Here is a 21,822-nt window from a genome sequence, read left to right on the forward strand (position 1 = left end):
GTGGTGATGTGGATCCTGATCGCGGTGCTCGTGGCCGGCGTGGTGCTGCTCGGGGCGCTGGCCGTTCGTCTCCTCGGCCGGTTGTCCGGCCTGCGGCGCGCGGTGACCCGCCTGCAGCGCCGCCAGCGGGACGCGCAGCGGCTGCGCACCGGCGCCGAGCAACTGCAGAACACCCTGGTCGAGCTGGAGCGCCGGGCCACCGAGACGCAGCACCGGCTGGCGATCATCAAAGCCGGGCAGGACGACGAAAGCGGGAAACATTCTTTACTGAAAGCTCGGTGACTCGTGGTAGCGTGCGGCGTTCCCGCCCCGCCGCGCGAGTGGCGTCGCCGGCGCACCCCCAGGTCGCCGGATCGGCGGAAACGCACAGGGTCCGGCGGGTCTCAATGACGAAATCCACACGTACGATGGACCCGCAACGCTGTTGGACCAGCACCCACCGACTGGAGTAACACCATGGGCGCCCTCAAGCCGTGGCACATCATCGTCGTCCTCGTCCTGCTCGTGCTGCTCTTCGGGGCCAAGCGACTGCCGGACGCCGCACGTTCCCTGGGCCGTTCGCTGCGCATCATCAAGGCCGAGACCAAGGGTCTGGTCGACGGCGACGACGACGTGGCCGAGAAGGCCGAGCCGCGATACAGCCGCCAGCCCCTGCAGGGCGAGGTGCGCGACCCCGGTTACCGGCAGGCCCCGCCTCCCGGCGACTACCGTGACGAGCAGCCCCAGCAGCCGTACGGGGACCCGGTGCGGCGCAACGAGCGCTGACCCGTCACCGTGGCGATCTCGCTGCGCCGTCGCGGGCCGAGCAAGTTCCAGCAGGCCGCCGACGGCTCCATGACGTTGCTCGAGCACGTGCGGGAACTGCGTAACCGGCTGTTCTTCGCCTCGCTCGGGATCGTGGCCGGCCTGATCGTCGGCTTCATCATCTCCGGATGGGTGTTCGACATCCTGAAGGAGCCTTATTGTGGCCTGGCCAGCTCCTGGTCGGTGAACGCCGCCGGGGACCGGGTCTGCAACTTCGTCGTGCTCGGCGTGGGCGACCAACTGCTGCTGCGGCTGAAGATCGCGCTGTGGGTGGGCCTGATCATCGGCGCGCCGGTGTGGCTCTATCAGCTATGGGCGTTCATCGCGCCCGGACTGCACCGCCACGAGCGTAAGTGGGCGTACGTCTTCGTGGGCATCGCCGCCCCGCTGTTCATCGGCGGCGCGGTGCTGGCCTACTTCGTGGTCAAGCACAGCCTGGCGTTCATCCAGGAGGCCGGCATCCTGGGCGTGACCACCCAGCTTGAGGTGGGGGCCTACATCGGGTTCATCACCAACATGCTGTTGCTGTTCGGGGCCGGCTTCGAGTTCCCGCTGGTGCTGCTGATGCTGAACTTCACCGGCGTGGCCTCGGCCAAGCGGCTGCTGAGCTGGTGGCGCGTGGTGGTGTTCCTGGCCTTCGCGTTCGCCGCCGTCGCCACCCCGGACCCGGGACCGTTCGGCATGACGCTGCTCGCGGCTTGCATGTCGCTGCTGTACTTCATGGCCGTCGGCGTCGCCTTCCTCAACGACCGGCGCAAGGGCCGGGGCCGGGAGCTCTACGCCGGCCTGGACGACGACGAGCTGTCCCCGCTGGACGACCGCCTGGACCCGATCGGTGCCGGGGACCGGATCGACGCGCCTGCCCCGGTCGGCGGCCCGGAGCCGGTGTCCCGGCCACTGCCGCTGGACACGCGCTACGACGACATGACCTGAGCGCGGCCCGTCCGTACGCTGATGTGTCGTGCCGACTGATGAGATCGCGGTGCTGGTCAACCCGCTGGCAGGCAGCGGCCGGCGCCGCGATCTGGTTCCGCGGGTGCTGCGCCGGCTGGGCGCGGCCGGGCCGGTCCGAGTGCTCGACGCCGCGGACTCGGCAGCCGCCGAGCGGGCCTGTCACGCCGCGGTGGAGCGCGGGGCGCGCGCCGTGGTGGCGGTCGGCGGCGACGGCACCGTGCACCGGGCGCTGCAGGCCGTCGCCGGGCGCCCGGTCGGGTTCGGCGTCGTCCCCGCCGGCACCGGCAACGACTTCGCGTCCGGCGCCGGGATGCCCGGCGACCCGCTGACGTGCGCCGCGCGGATCGCCGCGGCGTTGCGGGAGGACCGCCGGCATCCGCTCGACCTGGCCCTTATCGAGGCCGGCGGCCCGCAGCGGTCCGCGTCGCCGCGGTGGTTCGGTGCGGTGCTCGCCGCCGGGTTCGACGCACAGGTCAACGAACGCGCCAACCGGCTGCGCCGGCCGCGCGGACCCCGCCGCTACGACCTGGCCATCGCCCTGGAACTGGCCCGGTTGCGCCCGCGGCGGTACGCGCTGGAGGTGGACGGCGCCGATTGCAGCTTCGACGGCGTGCTCGCGGCCGTCGGCAACTGCCCGAGCTACGGCGGCGGCATGCGCGTGGTGCCGGACGCGGACCCGGCCGACGGCCTGCTCGACGTGGTGGTGGCGGCGTCGCTGGGCCGGGCGGCGCTGGTCGCGATGAAGCCGCGTCTGCGCCGCGGCACACACGTGCACGACCCCCGGGTGACCACCTACCGGGCACGGCAGGTGCGCCTGCACGCCGAGGGCGTGGTCGGGTACGCGGACGGCGAGCGGATCGGGCCGCTGCCGATGACCGTGCGGTGCGTTGCGGGGGCGCTGCGCCTGCTGCGGTGAACGCCGGGCGGATCAGGCGGCGCAGCCGGCCAGGGCCAGGGTGGCGCCGAGCCCGTTGGTGCGGCCCGGCTCGGCGGCCGGCAGCACCAGCGTCGCGCATCCGGCGCCGACCGCGCCGGCGTCGGCGGCAGTGTCGCCGACCATCAGCGTGCGGTCCGGGTCCGTGCTCACCATGCCGCACGCCCGTAGGAAGATCGCCGGGTCGGGTTTGCACCGCCCCACCTCGTAGGACAGCACGAACGCGTCCACCAGCGCGTCCAGGCCCCACGCCGCGAAGTGCGGGCGGATGTCGAAACCGACGTTGCTCACCACGGCCACCGCGACGCCGGCCTCGCGCAGGGTGCGCAGCGTCGGCTCGGTGTCCGGGTAGGGCAGCCAGCCGTGCGGGCCGAGCAGCCGCTCGTACAGGGCGTCCGGGAGTCCGGCCACGTCGCAGGGCACGGTTTCGGCCAGGCCGGTGTAGGCCGCGCGGTGACTGTGCTCGTAGAGGTCCCGGTCGGCCCAGTGCTCGGCCAGGTGCGGCGGCACCCGGTGCGGCAGCGGCCCGCCGGGCCGCCCGGCGGTGACCAGACGGTCGGCCAGTGCGGTGGCGGCACCCCGGTCCAGGTGGCGCCCGCACGCGGCGGCCGCGCTGGTCACCCAGACCACCGGGTCCTCCACCTGAGCGAGGGTGCCGTGGAAGTCGAAGAGCACGGCGTCGACCTGACGCTTGCGGGGCGATTCGGGGTCAAGCGGCACGCCTGCACCCTACTGGGTCCGCCGTCCCACCCCGCGCAGCGGCTGGTCGGCGGCGGTCGCGGCCCGGTGTGGAGGCCCGTGTGACGGCCCGGTGCGGGCCCGCCGTGGCGCGCCCGGAAGATCGGCGGATCGCGGCTTGTCGCCGGGGCGCACTAGCCTGGTGGTCATGAACAGTCCCGCCGACATGACCCGCCGCGCATGACCAGCGCGGCCGACATGACGAGCCCCGCCGAGCGGTACGCGGCGTCACGGCGGCGGGCGGCCCGGGCGGCCGGCTTCCCCGCCCTTGAGGACTTCCTGCCCGACGTCGGGTTCGACCTCGACGACTTCCAGCGGCAGGCATGTGAGGCGCTGGAGCGCGGCAGCGGTGTGCTGGTCTGCGCGCCGACCGGCGCCGGCAAGACGGTGGTCGGCGAGTTCGCCGTGCACCTCGCGCTGCGCTCGCCCGACGCCCGGCAGAAATGCTTCTACACCACCCCGATCAAGGCGCTGTCCAACCAGAAGTACCACGACCTGGTGGAACGATACGGTCCGGCGCAGGTCGGGCTGCTGACCGGGGACAACGCGATCAACGGGGACGCCCCGGTGGTGGTGATGACCACCGAGGTGCTGCGCAACATGCTCTACACCGGTTCGGCCAGCCTGGCCGGGCTGGCCTACGTGGTGATGGACGAGGTGCACTACCTCGCCGACCGGTTCCGCGGCGCGGTCTGGGAAGAGGTGATCATCCACCTCCCGGCATCCGTGACGCTGGTGTCGCTGTCCGCCACGGTGAGCAACTACGAGGAGTTCGCCGACTGGCTGGTGACGGTCCGCGCCGGGGAGACCGAGGTGGTGGTCAGCGAGCACCGGCCGGTGCCGCTGTGGCAGCACATGCTGGTCGGGCGGCGGATGTTCGACCTGTTCCACGACGCCGCCGCGGCGCGCAAACATGACGTGCATCCGGAGCTGCTGCGCTACACCCGCGAGATGCTGCGCCGGCTGGAACTGACCGACCGGGTGGCCGGTCCGGGGTGGCACCGCCGCGGTGGCCGGCCGCGCCGCTGGCAGCCGCCGCCGCGCGCCGAGGTGGTGGAGCGGCTGGAACGCGCCGACCTGCTGCCCGCCATCCTGTTCATCTTCAGCCGGGCCGGCTGCGACGCCGCCGTCGCGCAGTGCCTGGCCGCCGGCCTGCGGCTGACGTCGGCGGACGAACGCGCCGAGATCCGCCGCATCGCGCAGGCGCGGGTGGCCGGCATTCCCGGCGAGGATCTGTCCGTGCTGGGCTACTGGGAGTGGCTGGACGGCCTGGAACGCGGCGTGGCGGCGCATCACGCCGGGATGCTGCCCGCCTTCAAGGAAGCGGTGGAGGAGTGCTTCGTGCGCGGCCTGGTCAAGGCCGTGTTCGCCACCGAGACGCTGTCCCTGGGCATCAACATGCCCGCCCGGTGCGTGGTGCTGGAACGGCTGGTGAAGTTCAACGGCGAGGCGCACGTCGATCTGACCCCGGGGGAGTACACCCAGCTCACCGGGCGGGCCGGCCGCCGCGGCATCGACGTGGAGGGGCACGCCGTGGTGCTCTGGAGCCCGGAGGTGGACCCCCGGCACGTCGCCGGGCTGGCGTCCACCCGCACCTATCCGCTGCGCTCCTCGTTCCGGCCGTCCTACAACATGGCGGTGAACCTGGTTGGCACGGTGGGCACCCAGCAGGCCCGCGACCTGCTGGAGTCGTCGTTCGCGCAGTTCCAGGCGGACCGCTCGGTGGTCGGCCTGGCCCGGCAGGTGCAGCGCAACGTGGACACCATGCAGACCTACGGCGACGACGCGGCCTGTCACCACGGCGACTTCGACGAGTACTTCGCGCTGCGGGTGGCCATCGCGGACCGGGAACGTGCCCTCGCCCGGCAGGGCGTGTCGCAGCGGCGCGCGGACGCGGTGTCCTCGTTGGAACGGCTGCGCATCGGCGACGTGATCCGGGTGCCGCAGGGCCGCCGTGCCGGGCTGGCCGTGGTGGTCGAGCCGCCGGGCGGCGGATTCCATGAGCCCCGGCCGCTGGTGCTCACCCAGGACCGGTGGGCCGGCCGGCTCGGACCGGCGGACTTCACCGGCCCGGTCGACGTGCTCGACCGCATCCGCGTGCCACGCAACTTCAACCCGCGCTCGCCGGGCGCGCGCCGCGATCTCGCCGCGCAGGTCAGCGCCACCGGGCATGACCGGCACGGCGCCGGCCGGCGGCAGCGTAACCGCGGTGCGCCGGGCGAGGACCCCGAGGTGGCGCTGCTCAAGGTGGAGCTGCGGCAGCATCCGTGCCACCGGTGCCCGGACCGGGAGGAGCACGCCCGGTGGGCGGAGCGCAAGCACCGGCTGCAACGCGACACCGACGCGTTGCGGGCCAAGGTGGCCGGCCGCACCGGATCACTGGCGCGCACCTTCGACCAGGTGTGCGCCGTGCTGACCGACCGCGGCTACCTCACCCCGCAGGGCGAGGTGACGGCCGACGGCCGGGTGCTGGCGCGCATCTGGACCGAGGCGGACCTGCTGGTCGCCGAGTGCCTGCGCCGTGGGGTCTGGGACGGTCTGGCCCCGGAGGAACTGGCCGCGGCGGTGTCCATGGTGCTCTACGAGTCGCGGCGCGAGGGCGACGAGCGGGCCTCCGTGCCGCGCGGTGCCACCGCGACCGCGGTGGAGTCGTGCGCCAAGCTGTGGAGCGAGATCGCCGCGGACGAGGCGGCGCACGCTCTGGCGCTGACCCGCGAGCCCGACCCGGGCTTCGTCTGGCCGATGTACCGCTGGGCGCGCGGCGAACCGCTCGCCCGGGTGCTGGCCAGCGGGAACAACTACGACGCGGACATGCCGGCCGGGGATTTCGTGCGGTGGGCCCGGCAGGTGCTGGACCTGTTGAGCCAGATCGCCGAGGCCGCGGCGGCGTCGGAGGGCACCCGGCAGGCGGCACGCAAGGCGATCGGTGCGGTCAACCGCGGTGTCCTCGCCTATCAGACCGGGTTGTGACCGGCCCGGGAAAATCCGGCCGCGGATCCACTGTTTTCGATAGATTGAGCCGACTCGTCCACGTCGGACCGCGACCCGGTCCGCCGACGGAAGGAACGCTCGATCGTGCGACGACTACTGGTGGCCGCCGGCGTCACCGCGCTGGCCCTGGCCGGGACGGCGGCCCCCGCCGCCGCGGCGCCCGCACCCGGCGGTGCCGGGCTCGGTGACAGATACTTCCCGGATTACGGCAACGGAGGCTACGACGTCTCCCACTACGACATCCGGCTGCGCTACTACCCGGGCGAGGACCGGCTGACCGGCACCACCACGATCCTGGCCACCGCGACAAGCGACCTGAGCTCCTTCGACCTCGACTTCATCCTGGACACCGAGTCCGTGCTGGTGAACAACCGGCCGGCCGGCTTCGCCCGTCAGGGCGACCACGAACTGGTGGTCACCCCGTCGCGCACGCTGTCCGAGGGGCAGGCGATGACGATCGTGGTGCAATACTCCGGGGTGCCGTCCACGAAGGTCGCGGCCGGATACACGGCCTGGATCAGGACGCCCGACGGCGCGCTCGCGGTGGGCGAACCGGAAGAGGCGTGGTGGTGGTTCCCGAGCAACGACCACCCCAGTGACAAGGCCACCTTCGACGTCTCGGTGGCGGTGCCCGACGGCGTCGAGGTGATCAGCAACGGCGTGCAGCCGCGCAACCCGACGCAGGAGCTGCTGGGCTGGACCCGGTGGTACTGGCGCTCCGCCCAGCCCCAGGCGACCTACCTGGCGTCGCTGGCGATCGGGCAGTACGACATCACCCGCGACGTGACCCCGGACGGCATCCCGGTGATCAACGCGTACTCCACCAGCCTGCCCCCGGCGTACGACGCCGCCGCGCGGGCCAGCGTGGAACGCACCGCCGAGATCGTCGCGTGGGAGAGCAGCGTGTTCGGGCCGTGGCCGTTCGAGGCCCAGGGCGGCGTGGTCGCCCCGCCGGACACCCTCGGGTTCGCCCTGGAGAACCAGACCCGCCCCAACTATTCGGCGGCGTTCTTCCGGGCCGGCGCCAACCCGTACGTGATCGTGCACGAGAACGCGCACCAGTGGTTCGGCGACGCCGTCTCGGTCGGGCAGTGGCGCGACATCTGGCTCAACGAGGGCTTCTCCAGCTACGCCGAGTGGCTGTGGTCGGAGAAGCAGGGCGAGGGCACCACGGACGAGATCTTCGACTATCTGTACGCCGCCGAGCCCGCGCAGTTCTGGACCGTGCCGCCGGGTGATCCGGGCGCGCCGCGCCTGTTCAACGGCGCCGTCTACGACCGGGGCGCGATGACGCTGCACCGGCTCCGCAAGCTGATCGGCGACGACGACTTCTTCACGCTGTTGCGCACCTGGGTGAAACGGCACCGGTACGACGACGCCACCACCGCCCGGTTCATCGCACTCGCCGAGAACATCTCCGGCCGATCGCTCGACGACTTCTTCCAGACATGGCTGTACACCCCGGCCAAGCCGGCCCTGGCCGCCGCCGCCCGGTCCGCGGCGGCACCCGGCGTTGCGCCGCGGTCGTGGGCGGCCATCGACGGTGTCCATCAGTTGGTGCGGGAGAACTGAGGTCCACCCCGCGCCGCACTCGCGGCCCGCACCGGCGCCGTCCGGTGCGGGCTCACGCGGCCCGCGCCATGACCAGGTGGCTGATCACCGGGACGCCGACGCCCTTGAGCGCGGTGGGCTCGGTGCGCACCGGGCCGGGCGGGGCGCCGCCCGCGGCGTACGCCGCCGGGCCGATATGCACCTCACCCGGCCCGGCCAGGTCGCACAGCCGGGCGGCCACGTTCACCGCGCGGCCCCACACCCCGAAACCGGCCGGTGGCCACGACGGCGTGACGAACACCTCGCCGAACTCCAGCCCGACGTGCACGGACGGGCGCACCACCTCGGTGCCGCCCGCGGCCACCAGGTCCAGGCCCGCCCGGATCGCCCGGCCGGGCTCGTCGCCGAGCGTCTCGTCCAGCCCGAACACGCACATGAAGCCGTCGCCGAGCACCTGCTGGATCCGGCCGCCGTGCCGCTGCACGACGGCCACCAGGTCGTCCATGAGCGGGCGGACGACCTGATAGACGATCTCCGGCTCGACGGCCTCGACGAGCTGCGTGAAGCCGGACAGGTCGGCGAAGAGCACCGCGGCCCGGCGCCGTTGCCCGCAGGAGCGGTCCGGTGCGGCGGTGCGGCGGTCTGACGATGCAGCGTCCACGAGGATTCAGAGCATCGCGACGCCCGGGTGATACGTCACACTTGCGCGTTCACTCTCAGGCGGCGCCGTAGGCACTGAACGTGCACCAGTTCACGTACGCCGCCGGGGACGTGCGATCGATGCGCTCCCGGGCGGCGTGCAGGCCGTGCGCGAGCGTACGTCCCTGGGAGAGCTGCTCGTGCAGCGCGTGCATGAGGTCCACCGCGGCCACGTCCGGCACCGCCGCGACGCTGGCCACCACGCCCGCGGTGCCCCGGGCCAGCAGCGAGCTGATGAACCCGACCACCTCGTTGCCGGCGTACGCCACATCCGCCCCGGACTGGCAGGACGCCAGCACCAGGCGGTGCGGCGCGGCGCCGCTGGTCTGCAACTCCTGCACGGTCAGCGGCCCGTCGCTGAGCACCAGCGAGGAGAACAGCGGATTGTCCGCGCGCAGCCATCCGTGACAGGCCAGGTGGACCAGGTCGGCGCCGTCCAGGCGGCGCAGCACCTCCGCGGCCGTGCTGTGCGGCGGCACCAGCGCCGCGGCGTCCGGGTAGAGACCGCGAAGCCGGCGCACCTCGTCCGAGGCGCCGGGCAGATTCGGGCCCTCCACCAGCACCACCGGGCCGCCGCCGGGGCGGCTCCCGGCCGCCGCGCGGGTGCGCGCCCACATCCCGGCCGACGGCGCCAGCGACACCGGCGCGTCCCACAGCGCCGACCACGGGATCCCGTGCAGGTGCCCGACCGGGACCACCACCAGCTCCGCGCCGCCGGGCAAGCCGAGCGGATCGAACAGCAGCCCGCGCAACGCGGCCAGCCGCGAGTCCGCCGACAGCCGGGCCGCGGCCAGCGACGACTCCGGCAGTGATTGGGTCATCCGGCGCAGCGCGAAGAACAGGGTGCGCATCCGGTCCAGCACCGCCGACGCCGGGCCCAGCGTCACCAGGCGGCTGCGGCGGCGCTCCACCACCACCGCGATCAGGGTGCCGCCCAGCACGGCGTACTCGACCAGTACCCGGGAGCCGAGCCGGTCCCGCAGTTGCGCCGGACGCAGGGTGGTGTCGACTGCGCGGTCCGGGCTGCGCCGCCGCCAGCTCGACCGGCGGATCCGGTCCTCCAGGGATTTCAGCCGTGCGCTCACCGGGTCCGGGGTGCCGACCACCCGCTCCGCGGAGGCCACCGTCTCCAGCTCGGCGTGGATGCCGCGCAGCTTCTCCAGGTCCTCCGGGTCCACGCCGCCGGGCGGTTCGACGGCCAGCAGCGCCGCTGCGCGGGTCCGTTCCATCCAGGACAGCGCCTGCATCGCGGACCCGTTGCGCACCACCACGCCCAGCGCGAGCTGGCCCAGTTCGGCGCCGTGCCCGGACGCGAGCGCCCGCAGCTCGACCGACGGCAGCGCGGTCCGGTGCCGGCTCAGGTCGTTCAGCCCGCGGCGGCAGTGCGCGAGCACCGCGCCGTCGTCGGCGGTCAGCGACGCGGCCATCGCGGCGGCCACGCTGCCCCGCATCCGCACCAGCACCGGAAGGCGGCGCGCCAGGTCGGCGGCGTGCCGCAACGCGGACACCGCGTCCCGCTCGCGGCCCAGCAGCGCCGCGATCCGGCCGGTGATGCTGTACGCGTCCACCGCGTACGACCAGGTGCGCTGCGCCTCCAGACGGCGGCACACCCGGCGGGCCTGGCGCAGATCGTCCGCGGTGGCGGCACCGGCCCGCAGGCGCGCCTCGGCGCGCACCAGCGTCGCGCGCGCGGTCCAGGTGGGTCGACGTTGCCGGCGGAACGTCTGGGCCGCGGCGCCCGCGGCCGTCTCCGCGTCGCCGGCATCACCGGAGAGCAGCGCGAGCTGAGCCACCCGCAACTGCGCCTCGGCACCCATCAGCGGCACCCCGCTGATCCGGAATTCGTCGGCGGCGGACCGGGCGGCCGACGCGGCCTCCGGGATCAGGCGCAGGTCCATCAGCGCGTCGGCGTACTCCACATACAGCTCGCCCAGCGGCAGCCCGGCCGCCTCGTGCGCCTGGGTGGCCTGCTCGAACAGCCGCAACCCCTCGGTGAGCCGTCCGGCGTGCACGGTCACCCAGGCGCGGCTCTGCAACACCGTGGCCACCTGTGACGGCCCGACCCGCGGCGCGATCCGGCCGGCCTGGTCGAGCAGGCGCAGGGCGTCCGCGTACCGGCCGTGCTGCGCCTCGATCAACGCCAGGTTGTTGCCCGCGGCCACCAGGAACCGGCCGGTGGTGGGCGCGGCCAGCACCACCCGGTACGCGTCGGCGGCCGGAGCGAGCAGTCCGACGTTCTGGTCCAGCACCGCACGCTGGAAGATCAGCTCCACCCCGCGCGGCCCGGACACCAGGGGAGAGGCGAGATCCAGGTCACGCCGCGCCCCGGTGATGTTGCCGAGTTCCTGCTTCACCGAGGACCGTGTCATCAGCACCTCGGCCAGGGTGGCGGACAGTCGGTGCCGCCGGGCGACCGCGGCGGCCTCGTCCAGCAGCCGCTTGGCCTCGGCGGCGTTGAACTGGGCACGCTGCGCCCAGGCGACCGCGCGCAGCGCCACCGCGAGTGCCTCCGGGGGTCCCGCGCGGCGGGCCAGCCGCACCAGATCGGCCGCGACCGGCCCGAACCGCTGGGGATCCGACACCGCGCCCTCAAAAACACGCCGGGCATGTATCACGAGGTCGACGGGCGTCTCTTCTAGGTCGGCCAAGAGACCCACTTCCGCGCTGGGCACGCATCGAGAGAGAGCAGGGACAGGAGCGAGATGAAGTTCGAGAAAGACTGGCTGGGATACGCTTTCGAGGGCGACTATCCCGAATCCTACGGTCCCGACGACACGGCGCGGCTGCGCACCGTCCTGCAGCAGCAGCTCGGCCAACTGGGGCAGGGCGGCGCCACCACCGACGACCGGCTGCTGGGCATCCTGATCGGACGCCGGTGCGCGAACTCGGGCCGCTCCCAGATCGAGGCGCGCGGCCGGCGCGACGGTTCCCTGTGCATGGTCGCCCGCGGTGAGATGGTGCTGCCCGCGGCGGACGCGCCGATGGTCCAGCACCTGCTCGGGGCGTTCCAGCCGCCGCCGGCGGGCGCTGCCAAGCCGGGCGCGCATCTGCGCCTGCGCCAGCGTGAGGTGGGCCCGTCCGAGGTGGACCGGACCATCGACGCGGTCGCCGCGGCCCGGGTCACCGCATGGCCCAACTACATGGCCGCGATGGCCGCGGTGTCCAAGGGGGTCGGCGGCCCCGAGCCCGCGCCGGCGCCGGGCACCATGGCGGAGCTGACCGCCGGCCTGGGACCGGCGCTGCGCACGGTCCGGGTCGGCGTCATCGACACCGGCATCACCCAGGACCTGCGCGGCGACGAGTGGCTGACCGGCGTGCCGCGCGAGGACGACAACATCGACCCGCTGGACCAGTTGCCGGCCGGGCCGGACGGACTGCTGGACTACCAGGCCGGGCACGGCACCTTCGTGGCCGGCGTCATCCAGCGGGTGGCGCCGCACGCGGACATACGGATGTACCGCGCGGCCGACAGCGACGGCTTCGCCACCGACCACGACATCGCCGAGGCCATCCTGCGGGCGCACGACGACGGCGCGCAGATCATCAACCTGTCGCTGGGTGGCCGCACCGCCGACGACCAGCCACCGCCGGCCACCGCCGAGGCGATCGCCGCGGTGCAGCGCGAGTCGGCCGGCGCCACGGTGATCATCGCCGCGGCTGGTAACAACGGCGACCGGGCCCCGGTCTGGCCGGCCGCCCTGCCCGGTGTCGAGGCGGTCGCCGGCCTGACCGCGTACCTGACGCCGTCGGCGTGGTCGTCCTACGGCCCGGACGTTCGCTTCTCGACGGTGGGCGAGGGGATCCGCTCGCTGTTCGTCACCGGGGTCGAGTCGCCGGTGTTCGACCCGGTGCCGGACGTGTTCGGCCCGGACGCCTGGGCGATGTGGAGCGGAACGTCCTTCGCGGCGCCGCAGATCGCCGGGGCGGTCGCGCGCATCTGCTACGAAGAGGACCGGGAACCTCGCGCGGCGGTCGACCGGCTCGACGAGTTCGGCAAGCCGATCGAGGGATTCGGCAAGGCGATGCGGGTCCTGCGCGGTCTGGACTGACGCCATGCCGGTGTCCCGATTGTGCGTGCCCGGGCGGTCTCTCCACGGCCGCCCGGCTCATTACCGGCAGAGTGGAGACACAATGTCCACAGAGACGGCCGACTGGGATCTGCCGACGCTGATCAAGGCGAGCATCGACCACGGCGAAGAGGCATGGAACGAGCTGGTGCGGCGGTTCTCCGGCCTGGTGGCGTTCGTGATACGCCACTACCGGCTCTCGCCGACCGACACTCAGGACGTCAGCCAACTCGTCTGGTTGCGCCTGGTGGAGCACCTGGGCCGGCTGCGGGACCCGCACGCGCTGCCCGGGTGGCTGGCCACCACCACCCGGCACGAGTGCGAGCGCTACCTGCGGGTCAACGGGCGCAGCGTGGCGGTCGACCCGCTCACCCTGGGCGCGGACCAGACCGACGACGCGTCGAGCGTGGACGATGTGCTGCTCGCCGCGGAACGCCGGCAGGTGCTGCTCGACGCGTTGAGCTCCCTCGCCCCGCAGCATCGCGAGCTGCTGCTGATGCTCAGCGCCGACCCACCGTACGCGTACGCGGAGATCAGCCGGATCCTCGGCATGCCGATCGGCAGCATCGGGCCGACCCGCAGTCGTGTGCTCGACAAGTTGCGTGACACGGACGCGATTCGGGCATATCTGGAGGCGGATCGGTCCGAACAGATGGGAAGGTGTCCGTGATGCCTTGGCGTAACTGGAGCGACGACGACGAGCTCCTGCGCGACATCGGCGACGCCGCGCGGCCGGGACCCCACGAGCAGCAGGTCATCGACGCCGGGCGGGCGGTGTTCGCCTTTCACGGCGCTGCTCTGGACCGGGACCTCGCCGCTCTGCTCTACGACTCCCGCCTGGACGGCCTGGCCGCGGTGCGCGGCCCGGTGTCCGGCGCGCCCCGCAGCCTGGTGTTCGGGCTGGGCGACCTGCGAGTGGAGGTCGAGCTGAGCGACGAGGGTATCGAGGGGCAGCTCATCCCGCCCGGGCCGGGCACGGTGCGGCTGCTGGACGCGACCGGCCCGGTGGCCGAGACGTCGGCCGACGACGTGGGATGTTTCGCCCTGCCGCAACGCGACGGGCCGATCCGGATCGAGTGCGTGGTGGACGGCCGCCGGCTGGCCACCGAATGGATCGCCGCCTGACACCGGCGGGGCGTGTCCGGCGGGGCGCGTCCGTGTGGTGTTCGCCGCGATGTCAACGCGGCGGCACACCCGCCGGGCACCATGGGGACATGACGACCGACGATCTTCAGCTCGCCCGGCGTGCCGCGGCGGCCGGCGCCGCGGTGGGCCTGCGGCACTTCGCCGCGCTGGCCGGACTGGCCCGCGAGACCAAGGCGGACGGCAGTGTGGTCACCGCGGCGGACCGGGCGGTGGAGGCCGCCGTCCGCGAGGTGATCGCCGGGGACCGCCCCGGCGACGCGATCCTCGGTGAGGAAGGCGGCGAACAGGCGGGGGCGCAGCGGCCCGGGGGGAACGGACGCCGCTGGATCATCGATCCGATCGACGGGACGGCCCTGTTCGTCGAGGGCGACGACCGGTGGCTGGTGCTGATCGCCCTGGAGGAGAACGGCGTGATCACCACCGGCGTGGCGGCCATCCCGGCGCAGGGCCGCGTCTGGTGGGCCGCGCGCGGCCGGGGCGCCTTCGAGGCGCGGGACGGCGACGGTGCTGCCAGCGACGGTGCTGCCGGCGACGGTGCGGCCGGGTCGCCCGCCGGCGACGGTGCGGCCGGGTCGCCCGCCGGCGACGGTGTGGCCGGGTCGCCCGCCGGCGACGGTGCGCGGCGCATCATGGTGGCCCCGGCGACCACGGACGTGGCCGCCAGCCGCCTCGGGGTGATCTCCGTGGGCACCACCGTGGCGGCGCCGCTGCAACGGGTGGTGGCCGACCGTCCATGGCCGTTCCACCCGGCGCTGATGGTCGCCCGCGGAGATCTGGACCTGGCGGTGCAGGCGAACGGCCAGGTGTGGGACTTCGCGGCGATCTCGCTGATCGTCACCGAGGCGGGCGGACGGTACAGCGGGCTGACCGGCCGGCCGGAGCCCGCTGCGGGACCGTCGCTGTACTCGGCGAGCGCCGGCCTGCACGACGCGGCCCTGGACGTTCTCGCCCCGCCCCGCGCGGCCGGCACCCACTAGCCCCGCCGGCGCTCAGGTCAGGTCGCGCTTGAGGACCTTACCGGTGGCGGTCATCGGCAGGCTGTCCACGAAGGTCACCGTCCGCGGGTACTTGTACGCCGCCATCTGCTCGCGGCACCACGCCACCAGCTCCTGCTCGGTGACGGTGGCCTCCGGGGTGCGGATCACGTACGCCGCCACCTCCTCGCCGTGCTGCGGATGCGCGACGCCGACGACCGCGGCCAGCGAGACCGCCTCGTGCGTCATCAGCACCTCCTCGATCTCGCGCGGGTACACGTTGAATCCGCCCCGGATGATCATGTCCTTGGCGCGGTCGACGATGTAGTACCAACCGTCCTTGTCCCGGCGTCCCAGGTCCCCGGTGCGGAACCAGCCGTCGGTCATCACCTCGGCGGTGGCCTCCGGGCGGTTGTAGTAGCCGCGCATGATGTTGTGCCCACGGATCGCGATCTCCCCGATCTCGTCGGGGTTCTCCACGTCGTCGCCCTGCTCGTCGATGAGCTTGGCCTGGATGCCCCAGATCGGGATGCCCACCGAGCCGGGGCGCGGCTCGGCGTCGGGAGCCGAGAAGGTGGCCACCGGCGAGGTCTCGGACAGCCCGTACCCCTCCAGGATGGTCACGCCCAGCCGCTCGCGGACCTGCCGGATGATCTCCACCGGCAGGCTCGACCCGCCGGACACCGCCATCCGCAGCGTGCGCGCGATGCGTGCCACGTCCACGTCGTCGGTGAGGGCGTTGAGCAGGCCCCAATACATGGTGGGCACCCCGGCGAAGAAGGTCACGTTCTCCTGCTCCAGCAGCTTCACCGCGCCGGCCGGGTCGAACCGCGGCTGCAGCACCAGCGTCGACGCGGTGGCGAACCCGGCGTTCATGTTCACCGTCGAACCGAACGAGTGGAACAACGGCAGCACCAGCAGATGCGTGTCCACCCCCGGCTCGGTGCGGAACAAGCGGTTGCAGGTCAGCGCGTTGAGCACCAGGTTGGCGTGGGACAGTTCGGCGCCCTTGGCCTGGCCGGTGGTGCCGGAGGTGTAGAGGATGACCGCCGGGTCGGTCTCGGCTCCCGAGCGGGTCGCGAAGGTGCCCGGCTGCCCGGCCAGCGCCCGGCCCAGCGTCTCGGCGCCCTCGATCGGCGCGGGCGCCGCCGGGTCCGCGGTGATCAGGAAGAACTGCTCGCAGCGCTCGGCCTGGTCGAACCCCTTCTTGCCCTCGGCGCCCATCGGCAGCTCCGGCGTGCCCTCGAAGCAGAGATAGGCGCGGGCCTGCGAGTCGTTCAGGTGGTAGGCCACCTCGCGGCCCTTGAGCAGCACGTTCAGCGGGACGACGACCGCGCCGGTCTTGAGGATGCCGTAGTAGGCGATCGGGAACCAGGGCAGGTTGGGGCAGGACAGGGCCACCTTGTCGCCGGGCTGGACGCCCCGCGCGACCAGGAGGTTCGCCACCTGGTTGGCGGCCGCGTCGACCTGCGCGTAGGTCATCCGTTGCGCGCCGAGCACGACCGCGTCGCGGGCCGGGTAGTTGCGGGCGCTGTCCTCGAGCAGGATCGACAGGTTGAGCATGCTTCTCCCTCGGGTGTGTTCTGCGTCTCATTCCAGCATGCCAGCTCACCTGCCGGAACCCGCCGTCTCGGCGCGCACCAGCCGCGGCGTGACGCTTGCGAGCGTTGCGGCCACCGCACACACCAGCGCCACCAGACTCGCGGCGCCCCACGGCACCACCAGGGGAACGGCGCGCTGCAGCTCGGCGGCCACCGCGTCGCGCACCCCCGTGAGCGCGACCGCGGCTACCACCGCCCCGAGGAGCGTCCCGGCGACCACGGCCAGCAGCGCCTCCGCCACGGCGACCAGTTTCGCCTGGCCGGCGGCGGCGCCGGCCAGGCGAAGCGTGCGGAACTCCGCCCGCCGGCCCGCGGTGGACATAGCCATCGTGTTGGCCACGGCCAGCACGGCGTACCCGGCGGTCAGCCCGAGCAACACCCACAGGAACAGCCGCACCAGGCGGCCCTCCGCGTCGATGTCGATCTGCACGTACGCGCGAGCGGACATCGTCCGCGCGCCGGTGGCCGGAACCGGGGCGCCGTCCAGCAGCACCACCGGCGTCAGAGCCACCGGGTCGTGCTCGCGGACCAGGGCGCGGGGCAGGCAAAGTCCGGCCGGGGCGTCCCGGGTCACCGCGCGTACCGGCACCCTCGCGGCGGTGCCGTCCGCCCACCACAGCCGCACGTCGTCGCCGCGGCGCAGGCCGAGCCGGGCGGCCGTGGCCGGCGTCAGCACCGCCCCGCGGTCCGGCCCGTCCACCCCGGCAGCGTCCAGACCCTCGGTGGCGCCGCCGTGCCCGACCAGCACCCGGGTGGGCAGGGCGGAGCGGCCGGGCTGACCACGCACCGCTGCCGCAGCAAGGCCGGGCGCGCCGTCCGGCGCGAGCACGAGGGCGGCGGGAATGTCCGCGGCCCGGTCGGTGCCCTCGACCCCCTCGATGGTGGCCACCATGCCGGTGAGCAGCACCGTGAACGCCACCGCGAGCAGAGCCGGGGCGGCCGTGGCGGCGGTGCGGCGGGCGGCGGTCCGGGTGCCCTCACGCACCAGCAGCGCCGTCGCGGACCGGCGCACCGGCCACGTCACCGCCCGCACCAACGGGCCGATCAGCACCGGCGCGAGGAGCGCGGCGGCGCCGATCAGCAGCATCGCCGCGCCGGTGCCGGCCGTCGTCCGCTGGGTCAGCGGCACCCGGGGCAGCAGCGCCAGCAGGACCGTCCCGCCGACGGCGCCCAGCACCCCGGCCAGCCACCGTGCCGGAGTCATGGCGCGGCGTTCCGCGGCCGTTTCCCGCAGCGCCTCCAGCGGCGGGACGCGGCTGGACCGCCACGCCGCCACGACCGCACCGGCCAGCGCGACCACGACCCCCAGGATGTACGCGGCGGCCCAGGCCACCGGCTGCGCGGTGACCGTGAAGCCGGCCGGCTCCAGCCCGGCGCGGACCAGTGGCCCGGCCAGCAGGGGCGCGGCCAGCGCACCGGCCGGCACACCGGTGAGGCCCGCCGCCGCGCCCACCACCAGGGTCTCCGCCACCATGGTGCGGCGCACCTGACCGGGTGTGGCGCCGACAGCGCGCAGCAGGCCGGTCTCCCGCCGTCGCTGCGCGGCGCCGAGCCCGCAGGTGGCCGCGACCACGAACACCGTCACGAATACGCTCAGCGACACCATCGCGATGAGAAGCTGCGCGCCCAGCCAGCGGACCCGGCTCACCGCGTCCGGTTCCAGCGCACCGCGATCCGAGCCGGCGAGCACCGTGCCACGGTCACCCACCACGCGGCGGACCGACTGCGCCACCGCGGCGGGGTCGCCGTCGACGAGCAGGCCGATCACCCGCACCCCGGAGGACCGGCGCAGGGCGTCGTCGGCGGGAACGTACCAGCCGGGGCCGTCCGCCGTGCCGGTCACCGTCCACGTCTGCGGTCCGTCGGCGGTGAGCACCCGCACCGTCTCACCCGGAACCACAAGGTCGCCCGGGGAGGCGCCGCCGTGGCACGGTTCCGCGCCCTGGCATGCCGGGTCGCCGGCGACCACTTCGCCGCGGCGGACCGGCGGCCGGCCCGCGGTGAGCCGGTAGCCGCCGAGCGCCGCCGCCGGCCAGGAGTGTCCGTCGCGCAAGGACGCCTCGGCGTCACCGGCCGGCCGCCCGGCGGCGATGCGTTGCACATAGAACACCGGGTCCGCGACGGCAGCCCGGACGCCCGGCACGGCGCGCAGGCCCGAGGCGATCCGGACCGCCTCGGGCGTGGTCCACGATCGGTACTCCGGGTTCCCGTACTCGTCCTGGCCCACCGACGGGCTGTGCACCGCGACGGTGCTCGCGTCGTACCGGTCCGGCGCCTGGGGGCGGGAACTGGCCGCCAGCGATCCGGCGCCGCTGACCAGGGCGACCCCGGCGGCGATCGCGACGAAGGTCCCGGCGAACGCGGCCCGCCGGTGCCGCACGGTCTGCCAGGCGAGTCTCATCGCCGAGCCTCGCCGAGCGAACTGGTCTCCTCCAGCGCCGCCGTGCGCATCGCGATCTCTCGCGTCCCGGCCGGTCCGCTGAGCGCGTCCACGATCCGGCCGTCGCCCAGCCACACCACCCGGTCGGCGTGCGCCGCGGCGAACGGATCATGGGTCACCATGACCACGGTCCGCGCGCGCCGGTTCACGGCGGCCCGCAACAGGGCGAGCACCTCCCGGCCGGAAGCCGCGTCCAAGGCGCCGGTCGGCTCGTCGGCGAACAGCACCGCGGGCCTGGTGAACAGCGCCCGCGCGATCGCCACCCGCTGCTGCTCGCCGCCGGACAGCTCGGCGGGCCGGTGCCCGGCCCGGTCCGCCAGCCCGACCTCGTCCAGCGCCGCGGTGACCTCGGCGGGCACCACACGGCGGCGGGCCAGCAGCCGGGGCAGTGCGACGTTCTGCGCCGCGGTCAGCGCCGGCAGCAGGTTGAACGCCTGGAACACGAACCCGACCCGGTCCCGGCGCAGCACGGTCAGCCGCCGCTGGGAGAGCCCGGCCAGGCGCACCCCGTCGATCACCACCTCGCCGGAGGTGAGCCGGTCCAGGCCGGCCGCGCAGTGCAGCAGGGTGGACTTGCCGGAGCCGGACGGTCCCATCACCGCGACGAACTCGGCCGCCGCCGCCGTGAGATCCACCCCGGCCAGCGCGGTCACCGCCCGGCGCCCGACGCTGTACGTTCGGGTGGCGGCGCGCAGTTCCACCGCGAAGCCGTTCTTGGTCATCGTCATGGGCCCACCCCATCGGACAAGCGGGACCAGAACACGGGTGCGCGATGGAGTCCGCAAGGTAGAGCCCGCACTACCGCGCTTCTCGGGTGCCCGGCGGTACCGTCCATGGGTCATGGCACCCCGCAACGCCCTGGAAGCGCTGTCCCTGCGGCCGACCAGCCTCCTGTGCTCCGCGTGGCCGTGGCGGTCGGTGGCCTATCTGGCCGGCGGGGCCCTGCTCGGCTCGGGGACGATGCTCGTGGCCGGCGCGCTGCTGGTCGCCGGTCTGGCGCTGACGCTTGTCGTCGTCGGAGTGGTGCTGCTGCTGGCCACGGTGCTGTCCGGTGTCCTGGTCGCCCGGGTGGAGCGCGCCCGGATGCGCCTGGTCGACGCCGACGTGCTGCCCGACCCGCACCGCCGTCCCGCGCGGCCGGGTCTGCTCGGGTGGCTGACCACCCGGCTGCGGGAGCAGGTCACCTGGCGGGAACTCGGCTACGCGACGTTGTCCGCCTTGCTCTTCTGGTGGATGGACGCGGCGGTGGTGATCGCCGCCGTGCTGCTGCCGCTGGCGGTGACCGGCGCGCCGCTGTACATCCGCGACGAGCCGTTGGGACATACCGTGCTGATGGCGTTCGGCGGCCCCCCGTTCGCGGTCCTCATGGCCTATCCGGCAACGGCCTGGGCCGGAGCCCGCGCGGCGATGACCCGGGCGATCCTCGCCCCGCGCGCTGCGGACGCCGACGCCCGGCTGGTCGAGGTGACCCGGTCCCGGGCACGGCTGGCGGACGCGTTCGAGGTGGAACGCCGGCGGATCGAACGTGACCTGCACGACGGCGCGCAGCAACGCCTGGTCGCGCTCAGCATGCATCTGGGCCTGGCCCGGCTCACCGTTCCCGCTGGTGCACCTGCGGCCCCCCACGTGGCCGCCGCCCAGGACCTGGCCCGTCAGGCGCTGACCGAGCTGCGTGAGCTGATCCGCGGCGTGCACCCCAAGGTGCTGACCGATCGGGGGCTCGCCGCCGCGGTGGACGATGTCGCCGCCACCTCCGCGGTCCCCGTGACACGGCACGTCCGGCTGCCTCGCCGGTTGCCCGCCCCGGTGGAGGTCACCGCCTACTTCGTGGTCGTCGAGGCGCTGGCCAACGTGGCCCGGCACAGCGGCGCGGCCCGGGCAGCGGTGTCCGCGTACGAAGCCGAGGGGAGGCTCGTGCTGGACGTGCGTGACGACGGTCGCGGCGGCGCCGATCCCGGCCGGGGGAGCGGACTGATCGGGCTCGCCGACCGGGTGGCGGTGGTGGGCGGCACGCTGGCGCTGTCCAGTCCGCACGGCGGGCCCACCCTGGTGCATGTGGAGATCCCGTGCGAGTCGTGATCGCCGAGGACGGCGTGATCGTGCGCGAAGGCATCGCCGCGATGCTGCGCCACTTCGGGCACCAGGTGGCCGCGGCGGTGGGCGACGCCCCGGGACTGCACGCGGCGGTCGCCCGGCACCGGCCCGACGCCGTGGTCACCGACGTGCGGATGCCACCCGGCTACGCCGACGAGGGCCTGCGCGCGGCGATCGAGCTGCGCGCCGCCGATCCCCGGCTCCCGGTGCTGGTGCTCAGCCAGTACGTGCAGCACACGTACGCGGTGGAGCTGCTGGAGGCGACGCCCACGGCGGGGGTCGGCTACCTGCTGAAGGACCGGGTCGGTGAGGTGACGGATTTCGTGGACGCGCTGGAGCGGGTGGCGGCCGGGCACACCGTGGTCGACCCGGAGGTGATCCGCCAGTTGCTCAGCCTGCGCCGCGACCCGCTGCGCCGGCTGACCCCGCGCGAGCACGAGGTGCTGGCGCTGATGGCCGAGGGCCGCTCCAACACGGCCATCGCCCGCACCCTGGTGGTCACCGAGGCGGCAGTCGCCAAGCACATCGGCAACGTGCTGGCGAAACTGGACCTGCCGCCGGACGGCGACGACCACCGGCGGGTGCGGGCGGTGCTGGCGTATTTGCGCGAGGCCTGAGTGCCGGGCGGACGGCCCGTGTCAGGGCAGCTCAGCGCCGCCCGCCCAGTCGTGGCAGTCCCCGCCGGTGAACGTCGCGCCGTCGCCGTCCGCCCCGACCACCCCGACCTGCCGCTGGTCGATCGGGCCGGTGTCCGCCGCAAGCAGAGCGGCGACCACTGCGGTGGCCGGCACGCCGGTGCCGAGCAGGGCCGGTAGCGGCGTGCGGGACC

General features: G+C 74.0%; 19 protein-coding genes. 12 read left to right on the forward strand and 7 right to left on the reverse strand.

Features of this window, described 5'->3' with window-relative positions:
- The 4 genes from IEY73_RS21630 to IEY73_RS21645 all read left to right on the forward strand — a co-directional run bounded on the left by IEY73_RS21630 (window position 1) and on the right by IEY73_RS21645 (window position 2,674).
- A complete protein-coding gene (locus IEY73_RS21630; RefSeq protein ID WP_373292836.1) occupies window positions 1-282 on the forward strand; it encodes a hypothetical protein in 282 nt (93 codons plus the stop codon).
- A gap of 174 nt (window positions 283-456) precedes the next feature.
- Window positions 457-765 carry a Sec-independent protein translocase subunit TatA gene (gene tatA / locus IEY73_RS21635; protein WP_189081100.1) on the forward strand — a complete coding sequence of 103 codons (309 nt, stop codon included), beginning with the start codon at window positions 457-459 and terminating at the stop codon, window positions 763-765.
- 9 nt (window positions 766-774) lie between these two features.
- Window positions 775-1,737, forward strand: coding sequence for a twin-arginine translocase subunit TatC (gene tatC / locus IEY73_RS21640; protein WP_189081101.1), 963 nt, complete (start codon window positions 775-777; stop codon window positions 1,735-1,737).
- A gap of 28 nt (window positions 1,738-1,765) precedes the next feature.
- Entirely contained in the window at window positions 1,766-2,674 is a 909-nt protein-coding gene (locus IEY73_RS21645) for a diacylglycerol/lipid kinase family protein (protein ID WP_189081102.1), read from the forward strand.
- 12 nt (window positions 2,675-2,686) lie between these two features.
- On the opposite strand, the gene IEY73_RS21650 is transcribed toward IEY73_RS21645, so the two are convergent.
- Window positions 2,687-3,412: an HAD family hydrolase gene (locus IEY73_RS21650; protein ID WP_189081103.1), complete on the reverse strand. Its 726-nt coding sequence runs from the start codon at window positions 3,410-3,412 to the stop codon at window positions 2,687-2,689.
- A gap of 216 nt (window positions 3,413-3,628) precedes the next feature.
- On the opposite strand from IEY73_RS21650, the gene IEY73_RS21655 reads away from it, so the two are divergent.
- Entirely contained in the window at window positions 3,629-6,400 is a 2,772-nt protein-coding gene (locus IEY73_RS21655) for a DEAD/DEAH box helicase (RefSeq protein WP_189081141.1), read from the forward strand.
- A 105-nt stretch (window positions 6,401-6,505) separates the two neighbouring features.
- The gene (locus IEY73_RS21660) at window positions 6,506-7,993 is read left to right on the forward strand and encodes a M1 family metallopeptidase (RefSeq protein ID WP_189081104.1); all 1,488 of its coding nucleotides are present in this window, start codon (window positions 6,506-6,508) and stop codon (window positions 7,991-7,993) included.
- Between the two features lie 52 nt (window positions 7,994-8,045).
- Here IEY73_RS21660 and IEY73_RS21665 read toward each other — a convergent pair whose 3' ends face one another.
- Both IEY73_RS21665 and IEY73_RS21670 read right to left on the reverse strand, forming a co-directional pair.
- Window positions 8,046-8,633, reverse strand: coding sequence for an adenylate/guanylate cyclase domain-containing protein (locus tag IEY73_RS21665; protein WP_189081105.1), 588 nt, complete (start codon window positions 8,631-8,633; stop codon window positions 8,046-8,048).
- A 55-nt stretch (window positions 8,634-8,688) separates the two neighbouring features.
- Window positions 8,689-11,253: a CHAT domain-containing protein gene (locus tag IEY73_RS21670; RefSeq protein ID WP_189081106.1), complete on the reverse strand. Its 2,565-nt coding sequence runs from the start codon at window positions 11,251-11,253 to the stop codon at window positions 8,689-8,691.
- 120 nt (window positions 11,254-11,373) lie between these two features.
- Between IEY73_RS21670 and IEY73_RS21675 the strand changes: the two genes are divergently transcribed.
- The 4 genes from IEY73_RS21675 (at window position 11,374) to IEY73_RS21690 (ending at window position 14,861) form a co-directional block, all read left to right on the forward strand.
- Window positions 11,374-12,720, forward strand: a complete 1,347-nt coding sequence (locus tag IEY73_RS21675) for a S8 family peptidase (protein WP_189081107.1) — start codon at window positions 11,374-11,376, stop codon at window positions 12,718-12,720.
- 82 nt (window positions 12,721-12,802) lie between these two features.
- A complete protein-coding gene (locus IEY73_RS21680; RefSeq protein ID WP_189081108.1) occupies window positions 12,803-13,408 on the forward strand; it encodes an RNA polymerase sigma factor in 606 nt (201 codons plus the stop codon).
- A complete protein-coding gene (locus tag IEY73_RS21685) occupies window positions 13,408-13,863 on the forward strand; it encodes a hypothetical protein (protein WP_189081109.1) in 456 nt (151 codons plus the stop codon). Before IEY73_RS21680 ends, IEY73_RS21685 begins: the two co-directional genes overlap by 1 nt.
- An 89-nt stretch (window positions 13,864-13,952) precedes the next feature.
- Window positions 13,953-14,861, forward strand: coding sequence for an inositol monophosphatase family protein (locus IEY73_RS21690; RefSeq protein WP_189081110.1), 909 nt, complete (start codon window positions 13,953-13,955; stop codon window positions 14,859-14,861).
- A gap of 12 nt (window positions 14,862-14,873) precedes the next feature.
- Here the strand turns inward: IEY73_RS21690 and IEY73_RS21695 are convergent, their stop codons facing one another.
- The 3 genes from IEY73_RS21695 to IEY73_RS21705 are packed head-to-tail and all read right to left on the reverse strand — an operon-like array spanning window position 14,874 to window position 19,627.
- Window positions 14,874-16,421: a long-chain-fatty-acid--CoA ligase gene (locus tag IEY73_RS21695; protein ID WP_189081111.1), complete on the reverse strand. Its 1,548-nt coding sequence runs from the start codon at window positions 16,419-16,421 to the stop codon at window positions 14,874-14,876.
- Window positions 16,422-16,466: 45 nt separating this feature from the next.
- A complete protein-coding gene (locus tag IEY73_RS21700; RefSeq protein ID WP_189081112.1) occupies window positions 16,467-18,860 on the reverse strand; it encodes an ABC transporter permease in 2,394 nt (797 codons plus the stop codon).
- Window positions 18,857-19,627, reverse strand: coding sequence for an ABC transporter ATP-binding protein (locus tag IEY73_RS21705; RefSeq protein WP_373292837.1), 771 nt, complete (start codon window positions 19,625-19,627; stop codon window positions 18,857-18,859). Before IEY73_RS21705 ends, IEY73_RS21700 begins: the two co-directional genes overlap by 4 nt.
- Window positions 19,628-19,739: 112 nt before the next feature.
- Between IEY73_RS21705 and IEY73_RS21710 the strand changes: the two genes are divergently transcribed.
- Together IEY73_RS21710 and IEY73_RS21715 are read left to right on the forward strand one after the other, a co-directional pair.
- Window positions 19,740-20,978, forward strand: coding sequence for a sensor histidine kinase (locus tag IEY73_RS21710; RefSeq protein WP_189081113.1), 1,239 nt, complete (start codon window positions 19,740-19,742; stop codon window positions 20,976-20,978).
- Window positions 20,966-21,610: a response regulator gene (locus IEY73_RS21715; RefSeq protein WP_189081114.1), complete on the forward strand. Its 645-nt coding sequence runs from the start codon at window positions 20,966-20,968 to the stop codon at window positions 21,608-21,610. The genes IEY73_RS21710 and IEY73_RS21715 overlap by 13 nt, the downstream gene beginning before the upstream one ends.
- A 21-nt stretch (window positions 21,611-21,631) precedes the next feature.
- Here IEY73_RS21715 and IEY73_RS21720 read toward each other — a convergent pair whose 3' ends face one another.
- A complete protein-coding gene (locus IEY73_RS21720; protein WP_189081143.1) occupies window positions 21,632-21,799 on the reverse strand; it encodes a DUF1028 domain-containing protein in 168 nt (55 codons plus the stop codon).
- Window positions 21,800-21,822: the final 23 nt, after the last annotated feature.

Source organism: Mangrovihabitans endophyticus (genome assembly GCF_014646155.1).
In the GTDB taxonomy this organism is placed as follows: Bacteria; Actinomycetota; Actinomycetes; order Mycobacteriales; family Micromonosporaceae; genus Actinoplanes; species Actinoplanes endophyticus.

Excerpts from the sequence above, each read along its gene's own strand:
- tatA (WP_189081100.1), top strand. The coding sequence starts at position 457 with ATGGGCGCCCTCAAGCCGTGGCACATCATCGTCGTCCTCGTCCTGCTC.
- IEY73_RS21655 (WP_189081141.1), top strand. The coding sequence starts at position 3,629 with ATGACGAGCCCCGCCGAGCGGTACGCGGCGTCACGGCGGCGGGCGGCC.
- IEY73_RS21675 (WP_189081107.1), top strand. The coding sequence starts at position 11,374 with ATGAAGTTCGAGAAAGACTGGCTGGGATACGCTTTCGAGGGCGACTAT.
- IEY73_RS21680 (WP_189081108.1), top strand. The coding sequence starts at position 12,803 with ATGTCCACAGAGACGGCCGACTGGGATCTGCCGACGCTGATCAAGGCG.
- IEY73_RS21685 (WP_189081109.1), top strand. The coding sequence starts at position 13,408 with ATGCCTTGGCGTAACTGGAGCGACGACGACGAGCTCCTGCGCGACATC.
- IEY73_RS21690 (WP_189081110.1), top strand. The coding sequence starts at position 13,953 with ATGACGACCGACGATCTTCAGCTCGCCCGGCGTGCCGCGGCGGCCGGC.
- IEY73_RS21695 (WP_189081111.1), bottom strand. The coding sequence starts at position 16,421 with ATGCTCAACCTGTCGATCCTGCTCGAGGACAGCGCCCGCAACTACCCG.
- IEY73_RS21700 (WP_189081112.1), bottom strand. The coding sequence starts at position 18,860 with ATGAGACTCGCCTGGCAGACCGTGCGGCACCGGCGGGCCGCGTTCGCC.
- IEY73_RS21705 (WP_373292837.1), bottom strand. The coding sequence starts at position 19,627 with ATGACGATGACCAAGAACGGCTTCGCGGTGGAACTGCGCGCCGCCACC.
- IEY73_RS21710 (WP_189081113.1), top strand. The coding sequence starts at position 19,740 with ATGGCACCCCGCAACGCCCTGGAAGCGCTGTCCCTGCGGCCGACCAGC.